Below are 13,143 nucleotides of genomic sequence, written 5' to 3'. Positions count from 1 at the left end.
GAATATAATGAGGACAATGATTTAAAAGAATTATATGATAATGAGATAATTAAAAATAACAGATGTGAAGTCACTTTTGAAAATTTAGTTTTATTTGCTAGTGGGCAGAAAATGACTGAAAAAATTAAATGGATCGATCTGAAAGGGCAAAAGTCCACTACAGATGCTAAAAGCAAGGAAATAACTTTCGGTTTTATTTTCGACATGCTGCATGAAAACATAATAAAAGATGGAATTAAGAATCTAAAAGGGAAAAGAAGAAGCGTAATTATGGATTTGATTGTAGAAAATTTCACTAAGGATGGCCAGATCATAAAAAAAGAAAACATAAATAAATCTTATAACAACTGGACTCCCGCAAAATAATACTTTTTTCCTTTTTTGTTTGAGTGTTGTCCTATGCGACTTTTATACTTTGTCGCAGTGATTTAGGTACGTTATATTGAAACTGCAATAAATGAATCTTGATAATAATGTATTAGGAATTATATTTTAGGGTAAAATTTTACTTTTCGTCCTATATCAGTCTTTTACCCTATTTGCAATGAATCGTCATAACTATAATTTTGGCCCCATAACGATAAAAGAAATCAATTATGGAAAGCCATGAACTCCTTCAAAAATTAAACCGATTAGAAAGTCTAATAATTGGGACATCTAAACAAATATTAAATGTAGATGATGTTGTAAACTACACAGGGTTCTCAAAAAGTTATGTATACAAGCTCGTACATAAAAACATTTTACCCTATTCTAAGCCTAATAACAGAACATTATTCTTCACTAAAAAAGAGATTGACGAATGGTTATTGCAAAATAAGTCTAAATCAATTTCTCAAATCGAACAAGAGGCTATCAATTACACAAATTCAACTAAAAAATAAAGTTTGGATTTATATGGCTTATGTAATTCAAACTTAAAAGTATAAGAGCTTGATTTTAATGATTTAAAAGCTTTTGAAAAGTAATGCACCACGAGCATGCTGTAAAACTCAGTGTTATTGACCACTTGTTTCCAGTTTAAAGTGACCATCTAATTTCTGTGCAAAGTGAGCACCTAAAAAACTACTTTTTTTCGTGTGTTAATTATTGTTTCAAATATAGATAAATAATTATTCCTTGATTATGCTTTTTTCTTTTTCATCGATTCCCCATGCAGCTCAATCCTGTGGGCCTGACGTATTAATCTGTCCAGGATTGCATCTGTTATAGTTTTCTCGCCTATTATGTCACACCATCCCTGAACGGGGATCTGCGATGTGACAATAATTGAGCCATTGTTGTGCCTGTCCTCGATGATCTCTAAAAGTGTGATTCTGTTCAGAAATAAACTCTTTTTTGTATAAGTAAAACAGCAAAGCTAAATGTACTTCAATAAGAATAGGATTCTAACTATTTCTTTATATAATTTATCTGTTTTCTAATTTTGGAGAGGGACGCTTAGTACCTCGAAACATAGTAAAGAAGAGTTTAATTTTAATGCTTTGAGAAACGTTTGAAATGTTGTGTGTCTTGAGAATGACGCAAAACTTGGAAAGGTTAAATTATTTGTGAAACGGTCTCATTTTTTTGTTGCAAAAAAAATATAAATTCCAAATAATCAAAAATAAATTAACACACAGCTCGTGACAGTTATTTCCAAATTAGTGTATAGGTTTGAAAATACAAATTTTAAGATTTAATAAAAGTTCAATTTTTTACATTTCTGAGATTAAGAAAAGGGTGGAGATTAAACTTTTGTCAGCATATTTTAAAATATATTTAAGTAAAAAATAATCATTAAGTAATCAGTATTGAATTTAAATATGTCAAGGTTTTTAAGAATAACTATTGTAACAGCAGCGTTTTGCGGAGTATCTTTTTGTCAGGCACAGAACAGTGTCGAGGATAAAAGAAATTTAAAAATCTGGTTTAATCACCCTGCTAGTTCGTCAGTTCCCGATGTAAAAGATCCATGGGAAAGTGATCGTGAATGGTTAAAGGCACTTCCTGTGGGAAATGGTTTTATGGGGGCAATGATTTACGGAGATGTAAAGAGAGAAAGAATCCAGCTTAATGAGAAAACATTATGGTCGGGAAGTGTTCAGGACTCAGACAATCCTTTGGCAGTTAATTCTCTGGCTGCCATTCGCAAACTGCTTTTTGAAGGCAAATTTAAAGAAGCGAATGACCTGACAATTAAAACACAAGCGTGCCAGGGACCAGGTTCTTCAGGGAAGCAGTATGGAAGCTATCAGACACTGGGCGATTTGTTTTTTGATTTTAAAAGTGATGAATCACCATATTCTGATTACCGAAAAGAGCTCGATCTTGCAAAAGGGCTGGTTTCAATTTTTTATAAACAGAATGGTAAAAAGTTTGTGAGAGAAGTTTTTGCAAGTTATCCTGATAAAATTCTAGCAGTAAAATTTTCATGTGATGTTTCAAAGTCAATAAGTTTTACAGCGGGATTTGAAAGAAAAGAGAGATACAAGGTTCAGACTCAGAACGATCAGCTTCTGGTCAACGGTTTTATGGATGATGGAAAAGGCGGGGACGGCATGGAATATAGTCTTAGGATAAAAGCCGTTACAAGTGGAGGAGAAGTCAGATACAAAGACGGTAAGATTTTAGTAACTGATTCCGATAATGTTACAATCTTAATCACAGCATCCACAGATTATGCATTGAACTATCCGATTTACAAAGGACAAGACCCTTCAAAGACTTCCGAGATTAATCTTAAAAAAGCATTAGTATTCCCGTACGAGAAGCTTTTTAAGAGGCATGAACAGGATTATAAAAAAATGTTTGATAGAACTTCCCTTAAATTATCGGAGCTAAAAAACGATAGTATTCCTACAGACCAGCGCTTAAGAAATGCTGATGATCTTCATCTTCAGGAGCTATATTTTCAATTTGGCCGTTATCTGCTAATATCATCATCTAGAGAAGGTTCACTACCGGCAAATTTACAAGGTCTATGGTCTAATAAAATTCAAGCGCCATGGAACAGCGATTATCATACAAATATCAATGTTCAGATGAATTATTGGCCTGCAGATATCGTTAATTTAAGTGACTGTTACAGTCCATTTACTGATCTAGTTGAATCACTTGTAAAGCCTGGCGGTAAAACTGCAAAAATACAGTATGGCTTAAATGGCTGGTGTTCTCAAGCAATAACAAATGTTTGGGGATTTACATCTCCGGGAGAAGGTGTGGGCTGGGGGCTTTACGCGGCAGGAGGAGGATGGCTCTCTCAGCAGTTATGGGATCATTATAATTTCATAAAAGACCCCGACTATTTAAAACGGATCTATCCAATTTTAAAAGGTTCCGCTCAATTTTATCTAGATTGGCTTGTCAGAAATCCTTCCAATGGAAAACTTGTTTCGGGACCTTCAACATCGCCCGAGAACAGTTTTATTAGTCCAGATGGTTCTAAAGTTTTCATAAGCATGGGGCCGGCTCACGACCAGCAGGTTATTTATGGTCTTTTGTCAGCTGTAAAAAAAGCCTCTATTCTTATGAGAGATAATGATGAATTGATACAGCAAATTACTAAAGCAATTCCTGATCTTTATGTACCGGGAATTGGTTCTGACGGAAGATTAAAGGAATGGAGCGAGGAGTTTAAAGAGACCGAAATAACTCATAGGCATGTATCGCATTTATTTGGTTTGTATCCTGGAAATCAGATTAACCCTTTTCTTACTCCTGATCTGGCAGGAGCGGCCAAAGAAGTCCTTAATATCAGAACAGATGTAGGAACTGGATGGTCTTTAGCGTGGAAAATCAATTTTTGGGCAAGACTTCAAGACGGAAATAGAGCTTATGGGCTTCTCCAAAAAACACTACATCCCACGGAAAGCTATCGTGTGAATATGTCGGATGCTGGTGGAACTTATTCAAATTTATTCTGCGGTCATCCGCCCTTTCAGATCGATGGCAACTTTGGTGCTACGGCTGGTATTGCTGAAATGCTTATTCAGAGCCATTTAGATGAGGTTCAATTGTTGCCTGCTCTTCCTCAAGCATGGAGTAAAGGTGAGGTTAAAGGCCTTAAAGCAAGAGGAGGATTTGAAATAGATTTAAAATGGAAAAATGGAATTTTAGATAGCGGGAGCATAAAATCCCTAAATGGAGAATTATGTAAATTAAGAAGTCTGACACCAATTAGTATAAAAGGAGTGAAAACTAGTAGGTCGGGGATTTATTATACTGCAGTATTTCAGACTAAAAAGGGGAAATCTTATAAAATTAATTAGTCATTATTAAAAAGTGATCATAAGCAACAATTGATTATTCCACAACTTAACAATCTATGGTTATCTTTTTAGCATTCTGTTATAAACGCCATTATAAATACTAGAGGTTAGATACAAAATGACTTGTTTTCCTGGATGCGAAATTAAAACAGTAAAATAGCGGCTTTTTCAAGACTAATCTGGAGGTTTCAAACACTATAAGTATAAAGCTGCAGTTTTAACAAATTTATTTAAAATACAATATTTAAGAACAATGAGGAAATTACTCCTAATCGGATTTTTGTTTTATTTAACCGCTTTTAACAGCAGGGCTCAGAATAGTTTTACAGCAGGTAAAAATCAATTTGAACTTAATGGAAAGCCCTTTGTAATTCGTGCAGCGGAACTGCATTATCCAAGAATACCAAGAGAATACTGGGAACATAGGATTCAGATGTGCAAAGCCATGGGTATGAATACTATCTGCATTTATACTTTTTGGAATCTTCATGAACAGAAAGAAGGTGTTTACGACTTTTCAGGACAGAATGATGTAGCTGCTTTTGTTGAACTGATTAAGAAAAACGGTATGTATTGTATTGTTCGTCCAGGACCTTATGTATGTGCTGAGTGGGATATGGGAGGACTTCCCTGGTGGCTGCTTAAAAAGGATGGGGTTGAAGTCCGTAAACTCCAAGATGCTTTTTATATGAAAAGTGTTGGTTCTTATTTAAATAAAATAGGACAAGAGCTGGCTCCGTTTCAGATTCAGAATGGTGGAAATATCATTATGGTTCAGGTAGAAAATGAATATGGTGTCTGGGGAGATGATGGACAATATATGTCGGCAATCCGTAATCTTATACGAGCTTCAGGTTTTGATAAAGTACAGCTTTTTCGATGCGACTGGGCTTCAAACTTTGATCGCTATCAGGTTTCAGGGGTTGCCAGCACCCTTAATTTTGGTGCTGGATCTAATATAGAAAACCAATTTAAAAAATTTAAAACGGTTTATCCCGATGCGCCTTTAATGTGCAGCGAATATTGGACTGGCTGGTTTGACCAATGGGGAAGACCTCATGAAACAAGAGGAACTGAAACTTTTTTAGGCAGTTTGAAAGATATGATGGATCAAAAAATTTCCTTTAGTCTGTATATGGCTCACGGAGGAACTTCTTTCGGCCAGTGGGCAGGTGCTAATTCTCCGCCATATGCTCCCACGGTCTCTTCGTATGATTACGATGCACCAATAAGCGAGTCTGGAAAACCAACAGAAAAATTTTATGCAATCAGAGAACTTCTGAAAAATTACTTAAATGAAGGAGAGAGTATTGCACCAATGCCATCTGAGAATTCAAAATTTATAAGCTTGCCCGAGATTTTATTTTCTGAAAAAGCTGCGTTGTTTGAAAATTTAAAATCACCCAATGAAACTGAATATCCAAAATCAATGGAGTTTTTTGATCAAGGCTGGGGAAGAATACTGTATAGAACAACTATATCCGCAAATAATTCAGAGAGGATTCTAAAAATAGATAATGTTCATGATTATGCAGTAATTTATTTAAATAATAAGTTTATAGGTAAGCTGGATAGAAGGTTTAATGAAACCAGCATCAAGCTTCCCGCATTTAAAAAAGATGCCCAATTAAATATTTTAGTTGAGTCAACAGGAAGAGTAAACTATGGACAAGGAATAATTGATAGAAAAGGAATTGATGGTAAGGCGTACATTTTAGATTCAAAAGAAAAGATCGAAATTCGAAACTGGGAGGTCTATAATTTTCCTGTCGATGCCTCATTTCAAGAAGACTTAAAATATGGGGATCTCAAAGTAGAAGGGCCGGGATGGTATAAATCTAGTTTTGAGCTAAGTAACACGGGTGACGTTTATATCGATATGCGAGGATGGGGTAAGGGAATGGTATGGGTTAATGGATATAATCTAGGACGATATTGGAAAATTGGACCTACCCAAACGATGTATCTCCCAGGGGAATGGTTAAATAAGGGTAATAATGAAATAATTGTTTTTGACCTTGAGAGTCATAGGAGGCCGACTATCAGAAGTGCTTCGGCACCAGTTTTTGAAATTATCTCCGATGCTTCTCTGCTGCACCGCAAAAAAGACGAACTATTAGACCTTAGTGGATCAAAACCTTCTGTGAGTGGGAGTTTTACTAATGAACCGGGCTGGAAAGAAGTTAAGTTTTCATCAGCAGTAAAAGGCCGTTATTTTTGTCTTGAAGTACTTAGTTCGCAGCAGGTTTTAGATAAATCAACATCTCTTGCTGAATTAGAACTAATTGGCCAGGATGGGAAAGCATTATCGTCATTGAATTGGAAGGTAGTCTACGCGGATAGCGAAGAAGTAACTATTTCAGGAAGTTCAGCTGATAAAATATTTGATCTCCAAGAATCTGTTATCTGGCAGACTAAGATTGATGAAAAAGAAGCTGCTTTTCCTCATGCTGTAGTTATAGATATGGGAGAGAACGTTAATGTAACGGGATTTAAGGCGCTGCCAAGGACAGATAAAATAAGGACAGGAATAATTAAAGAATATCGTTTTTATCTGCAGGAAAAACAGTTTAATATTAAACGAGGCAATGAGAAAAAATAGTTACAGGTTTTGTATACGTTTAATTTTGCTTAAGAATTTTATCGAGCAAAGTAAAACTGTTGAGTGACCTATCAAATCAAAAAAATATTTACAGATGAAGTAATAGAGATCCAAGGTCGGATCATATTTACTATAGGTTTCATTATTAAGATTTTCAGCGCCTCATTTTTAATGAGGCGCTGAAATTTCTTCAGAAGATTTTCTCCGTGTGTGTCTAAAGACATTATTAATCTTATTTTTACAGCATTAAAATTTTTAATAATTAAGATTCTGAAAAATCTATGTTCCATTTTTATATGCCAGTTATATTACTCTAGTTTTAGATACTGCATTTTTTATTAATTTCAATTCCTGCAAAATTCAAGTTATCTAAAAAAAACTTTACGATGTTTTTAGCTCTTACATCATCACCTGAATAAAAAATTTCAGTCTTGCTTTTATGACATTTTTGCGCAGCAGATGAATGTTTATCGATTAAAGAATTAAATATCTTTATAAGATGAATTCCAGGGAGAAGAGCTTTAATTATTCTGCACGATGATCCTTCAATCATTACTGGCGCTGAAGCCTCATAATAAAATATAGGATTATTGGTGTGAAGAACTATTTTTCCAACCATGTCCGGAAGTTTTTTTAGAGAAGATTCGAGCTGTTCTCTGGGAATAAATAATATTAGAATTTCTGCACAAGCTGCTTCAGAAACCGTAACAGTTTTTATATTTCCACTAATCCTCTGTACAGTTTCTTTTAGTAATACACTGCTTCCAGTACTGCTGACTAAAACTTCATATCCCAGTTTTGCTGCTCTGCAGGCAAATTCTAAAGTGATGCCGGTAATTCCTATGATTCCAACTTTCATACATGTAATATTGTGTTTATGTGTTACAGAATAATGATTGGAAATAAGGAAATGATTTTATCTTTCTGTTATATCCTCTCATTAATTTTTTAGTTTAATTTTTTATTAAATGAAGTTTTCTGAATTGTTGCATTACTGCTTTTTATAATATTTTAGGAAGATGAGAAAAGCAGCCAAAAAGTAAATCAAACCCGAGTAAAATAGCAAATAAAACAGCATTTGCGTTTCTAAAATAATGTAAACTATTGCTCCCAGACATATAGTTAAAACGCCGTAAACAATTGTTTTAAATATTTGATATTTATGTGACAGTTTCATTTCAGCTTTATTAATTATTTAAATTTGTTGCTTCGACAGATCAGCTTTAACGATTTTAAATTTAAAAATATGGTCAATGCGATAAAAAATTGGGCAGCTGTTACAATATAAACAGCGGCCCAAAAAAAAGCTTTTAGAATAGTTTATTTACTGCCAATCAGGGTTTTGTTTCAAAACACCATTTGAATTGGTTATAAATGTTGATGGAATTGGAAATTTACTGTTTTTCGGGAAACTAAAATTAGTTCTGCCCAGACTATTCATAATGGCAGTAGTGTAGCCAGGTGAAACTTTCTCATAGCGGACAAGATCAAACCAGCGGTTTCCTTCCAATGCAAGCTCTACCCTTCTTTCTTTCCAAATTAGCAGACGTAATTGCGCTTTGTCAGTTACGGTAACCTGAGGAAGTATTCCCGCTGCGGCAAAAGTTTTATTTCCGCGTGCTCTAAACCTAATCTGTTCAAGCGCATCAAGCGCTTCACTTGTGTTTCCTGTTTCGTTAGCAGCTTCTGCATATATCAGCAGTAAATCTGCATATCGAAGAAATGGAAGGTTAAGCTGCTGTTTGAAAAAATCAGCATCAGGCCATTGGGATGCCGGCCAGATTACTTTTTTGTTGGCATATTGGAATCCCGGTGACCAATTTAGAGTCCCTGTGTAGCCCTCAATAGTCTCGCCTTTATTAAATATAGATGCTGCTTTTCGGGGATCATTAGCTTCAAAACTGTTTACCAGCTCATCTGATGGTGTGAAAAATGCGCTTCCTAACCCTGTTCCTGGAATTCCCTGAAATTCTACATAGGGATTTCTAAGTCTTCCAGCTATGTTCTGATAAATGTAATGACCTGGCATCATGCTTTCTACAGAGTATTTGCCGTCAATTGCAAAAAGGTTCCTAAAGACAGGGTCTAACTGATACTCACCACTCTGTACAACAAGTTTTGCATACTTATAAGCATTTGCATAATCCTGTTTGTATAAGTAAACCTTAGCCAAAAGTCCAAGTGCGGTGCCTTTAGTGACACGGCCAAGATTAGCCTGACCCCACTGCTGGCGTGTAGGCAGGTTTTCAGCAGCATATTCCAGATCACTAATTATGAGTTTGTAGACATCTTCCTGAGAACTTTTGGGAATATTAAATTCGTTTGCTGCTGGAACATGATCTCTTATCACTACATCACCAAAAACATTTGCCAGATCAAAATGCCAGTATGCTCTAAAATAACGTGCCTGAGCATTATACTGGGTGGCTTTTGGACCGCTGTATTTACTTGTAAGCTGAAGTACCTGATTGCAGTCATTCAGATATTGGTACCATCTTTCCCAAAGTCGCTCCAGATATATATTTGAAGCATTATTGGTAAAGGTGTTGGCAGAGGTGAAATTAACATCACCTGTATTCATTTTGACATCATCTGAAGAAAATTCATGTGACGTAAAATACATTGTCCCAAGTCTGAAAAACCTCCAGTTGATTGAAGAATATACTCTGTTAAGGGCATCATTTATGCTTTCTTCATCTGAAAAGTAAACATCTGTGGTAAGCTGACCTTGAGGGGTAACATCCAGAAAATCATCACAAGATGACAGGAGAGCCAATCCGCTGAAGATTAATATATATTTTAGCTTTTTCATGCTTAATTAAGTTTTTATAATTATTTAAAAAGTAAGGTTCATTCCAAATTGAATGCTTGCTGAAATTGGGAAAGAATTATAATCCAGTCCATCAGCTAATTCGGGAGTAAAACCTTTGTATTTTGTAAAATACAGAAGATTAGCTCCCGTACAATAGAAACGCAGTCTGCTTATTCCTGCTTTTTCAGTTACAGTGTCCGGCAGAGTGTAACCCAGTGTTGCCGATCGTAATTTTACAAAATCACCGCTGAATACCATGATATCTATCGTTCTGTTCATATTTACAGACCCGGCAGCAAGACGTGGCATTGAAGCATCCGTATTGTCTGGAGTCCACGAATCAAGCCAGTCCTTATGCATATTGTTATTTGGAGAGTTGAAATCGTTATATGAGTTGTTCATTACTTTTGCACCAAAACTTCCTGCGAAATCAAGATTAAAGTCAAAATTCTTAAATTCTGCATTCAAAGCGATGCTTCCAGTAAATTTTGGAAAAGGATTACCAATATTAGTCTGATCATCGGGTGTTATTTGTCCGTCTCCATTTGTGTCTGCATAAATCAAATCTCCTATTTTTGCTGCCGTGTGATACGCTGTTTTTCCTTTGCTAACTGCATACGCATTCCATGTATCTATATCTGACTGAGTTCGATAAATACCCTGGGTTTTATATCCGTAGAAATAGTTGAAGGGCTGGCCTTCCTGTATGCGTGTCTGAAGTGTTGTAGAGAATGTTGTGTTCGTCGTGGTAAGACCATTCCAGTCTACAACCTCATTTTTAAAAGAACTGCCTGTAAAATTTATGCCATACTTAAATTCCTTTTTATTATCCTGCCATCCCAGCATAATTTCATATCCTTTATTTTGAACTGCTCCCGCATTACTGTATGTTGGAACTATACCTACTGACCCTCCTTGTATAGGTAGTATCATTAATAAGTCTTCTGTTTTTCGATTAAAATAATCTACTTCAAAAGTAAGCCTGCTGTCAAAAGCGGACATTTCCAGTCCAAAATCCGTCTGTACATTGTTTTCCCATTTTACATTAGGATTGTACGCATTTACAATTCCTGCTCCCGGATTGATCTGATTATTGAATATTGCATGGAATTCATCACTCTGCGTTACAAGAGCATACGAAACATTGTTGAATATTTTGTCATTTCCGGTCATACCCCAGCTTCCTCTTATTTTTAAGTTGTTTAGCCATCCAGCCTTTTTTAGGAAGTTTTCCTCGCTTATTCTCCAGCCCAGTGCTGCAGATGGAAAGTATCCCCATCGGTTATTTGGTCCAAACTTTGAAGAACCGTCCGCACGGATAGTGGCTGTCAGAAGATATCGGTCTTTCAGTGCGTAGTTTGTTCTAAACCAGAAAGAAGCCCTAGAGGATTTTGAAGGCAAAAACGCATTAACAGTTCTGTTATTAATACTTGCTGAATAAATAGTTGCATAATCAAGATTGTCAACTGCGTAGTTTCTTCCGGTCGCACCGAGACCTCTCCATTGTGAAGCTTCTGAACTTTGGCCGGCAAGCAGGTTTAATCGGTGTATTTCATTTATTTTTTTATCATATGTCAGAGTATTGGTCCAAAGCCATGTATTATTAGTGCTGTAGTTTTCAACATAACTGTTTGGATTATTAAATTGGAAAGAGGGATTTATACTGTACTGGGGTAGAAATTGGTCAAAACGTGTAAGCATCCAGTCTTCCCCGAAAGAAGTTTTGAACTGAAGCCCTTCTAAGATGTCCCATGTTCCCCATAAATCACCTACAAAACGAAGATCGTTTGTATTAGCATCTTTATTAAAGTCAAGTTCTGCCACAGGATTTATGAGATCATTGTTCTGCATCTGATTATAAGCGCCCTGATCATTTTTTGGAGTAATAAGCGGAGAACCTGACAATACGGAACGTACGGTTCTATAGCTAAGTGACTGGCCGGTGTTTGCATTACTTATATTAAAATTATGCCCAACTTTAATTTTACTGCTAAGTTTATATTCATTATTCAGACGCAGGGTCCAGCGTTTATAATCCGTAAAGTTCCATACACCCTCCTGTTCAAAATATCCAAGACTAATATTATAAGTTACTTTTTCATTGCTTCCGGAAGCAGAAATCTGATGATCGCTCATAAGACCAGTTCTGCTGATTTCATCCATCCAGTCTGTGCCTTTGCCAAACTGAGAAGGATTTGGATATGGCTGGGGCAGTCCTGATGCAGCGGCAACAGTATTCATTAGAGAAGCATACTGAGAACCATCTGCAGTTTTATAATTATTTACAACATACTGATGTCCAACACTTCCTGAATAAGTAATTATACTTTTTCCCAGCTTGCCCTTTTTAGTAGTTATCAGAATTACGCCATTTGCACCTCTGGAACCATATATAGCGGTTGCTGATGCATCTTTTAGAATACTCATAGATTCGATATCGTTGGGATTAAGCCAGGTTATGTCGTTTGTCATCATGCCGTCAACTACATAAAGGGGCGAAGAATCGCTATTTGTTCCAATACCGCGGATTCTAACTGTGGGACTTGCACCTGGAGCACCTGCAGAAACAACTGTAAGTCCGCTTTTACCCTGTAATGCCTCAGCGGCATTTCCTCCTCTAATTCCATTAATGTCTTTTGCTTTTATCGTCGTAACGGCACCTGTAAGATCAGTTTTCTTTTGTGAACCGTAGCCTACAACGATCACCTGTTCAAGATTTTCTGCACTTGCAGCCATTGAAACGTCAATCACCGATTTTCCCTCTACTTTGATCTCCTGTGTTGCAGATCCTATAGAACTAAAAACTAAAATGTCCTGATCTGATTGTATCTCAATGCTGTAATTTCCATCTAAGTCTGTAACGGCGACTTTTGTAGTTCCTTTTATCATGACATTAACCCCCGGTAAACCTAAGTTATCTTCAGAAGAAACAACATGTCCTGTTACCGTCTTCTTCTGCTGCAGAGAAACCGATGTAAATCTAGCACTGAATGTTCCATTCTCACCTGCATATAATGAATTGACAGATGCTGTGATTATCCAAAGTAATGCAATTATCCATCTCCTGCCGAGTAAATCAGGAATAAGATTGTTTTTTTTCACTTTTTTCATTTGTTTATTTGGTTAAAATTAGTTTGCTTCGGCTTTCGCGAGAAAGCTCTTCAAACGTATTGTTTTTTTTTAATACAGCTGTTATGGGCTGTGTGTTAAACTATTAAGTTTTGCAGCAGATCGATTAATATATATTCTAAAAATTACATAGTTTGAAGAAAACTGCATATTTAGAAAAAGAAAAAAAACTAAAATGCATTTTTACAGAAGATTCGATTAAGTTTTTTCTCTGTGACAAATAAAATAAAAAATGGGAATGTTAATTTAAAAATGTACAAAAAACACTTATTATGTTATGATAATTGAGTATTTTTGTACAATCGATTGTATTTTGTAATCTTGTATTTTGGATTCTTGTATTTTTAGCT

At 35.8% G+C, this 13,143-nt stretch carries 8 protein-coding genes; 4 read left to right on the top strand and 4 right to left on the bottom strand.

Annotated features, from left to right (window positions below; translation table 11 throughout):
* Both VGE71_RS11285 and VGE71_RS11280 read left to right on the top strand, forming a co-directional pair.
* Window positions 1-366, top strand: a 366-nt coding sequence (locus VGE71_RS11285; protein WP_331138418.1) for a hypothetical protein, incomplete at its 5' end; no start/stop codon positions are given.
* A gap of 230 nt (window positions 367-596) precedes the next feature.
* Window positions 597-884 carry a helix-turn-helix domain-containing protein gene (locus tag VGE71_RS11280; protein WP_331138417.1) on the top strand — a complete coding sequence of 96 codons (288 nt, stop codon included), beginning with the start codon at window positions 597-599 and terminating at the stop codon, window positions 882-884.
* A 239-nt stretch (window positions 885-1,123) separates the two neighbouring features.
* On the opposite strand, the gene VGE71_RS11275 is transcribed toward VGE71_RS11280, so the two are convergent.
* Entirely contained in the window at window positions 1,124-1,315 is a 192-nt protein-coding gene (locus VGE71_RS11275; RefSeq protein WP_349257405.1) for an ATP-binding protein, read from the bottom strand.
* A 490-nt stretch (window positions 1,316-1,805) separates the two neighbouring features.
* Between VGE71_RS11275 and VGE71_RS11270 the strand changes: the two genes are divergently transcribed.
* Together VGE71_RS11270 and VGE71_RS11265 are read left to right on the top strand one after the other, a co-directional pair.
* Window positions 1,806-4,250, top strand: coding sequence for a glycoside hydrolase family 95 protein (locus VGE71_RS11270; protein ID WP_331138416.1), 2,445 nt, complete (start codon window positions 1,806-1,808; stop codon window positions 4,248-4,250).
* A 253-nt stretch (window positions 4,251-4,503) separates the two neighbouring features.
* Window positions 4,504-6,852 (top strand): glycoside hydrolase family 35 protein, encoded by a 2,349-nt coding sequence (locus VGE71_RS11265; protein ID WP_331138415.1) that lies wholly within the window; start codon window positions 4,504-4,506, stop codon window positions 6,850-6,852.
* Window positions 6,853-7,171: 319 nt separating this feature from the next.
* Here VGE71_RS11265 and VGE71_RS11260 read toward each other — a convergent pair whose 3' ends face one another.
* The 3 genes from VGE71_RS11260 to VGE71_RS11250 all read right to left on the bottom strand — a co-directional run bounded on the left by VGE71_RS11260 (window position 7,172) and on the right by VGE71_RS11250 (window position 12,775).
* Window positions 7,172-7,711, bottom strand: a complete 540-nt coding sequence (locus tag VGE71_RS11260) for an NADPH-dependent F420 reductase (RefSeq protein ID WP_331138414.1) — start codon at window positions 7,709-7,711, stop codon at window positions 7,172-7,174.
* A 465-nt stretch (window positions 7,712-8,176) separates the two neighbouring features.
* A complete protein-coding gene (locus tag VGE71_RS11255; protein WP_331138413.1) occupies window positions 8,177-9,664 on the bottom strand; it encodes a RagB/SusD family nutrient uptake outer membrane protein in 1,488 nt (495 codons plus the stop codon).
* Window positions 9,665-9,688: 24 nt separating this feature from the next.
* Entirely contained in the window at window positions 9,689-12,775 is a 3,087-nt protein-coding gene (locus VGE71_RS11250; RefSeq protein ID WP_331138412.1) for a TonB-dependent receptor, read from the bottom strand.
* Between the last annotated feature and the right edge of the window lie 368 nt (window positions 12,776-13,143).

It is taken from the genome of Flavobacterium sp. (genome assembly GCF_036405015.1).
GTDB lineage: Bacteria > Bacteroidota > Bacteroidia > Flavobacteriales > Flavobacteriaceae > Flavobacterium.
Note: the sequence above shows the minus strand (reverse complement) of the source record. Positions and strands in the feature narration are given on the sequence as shown.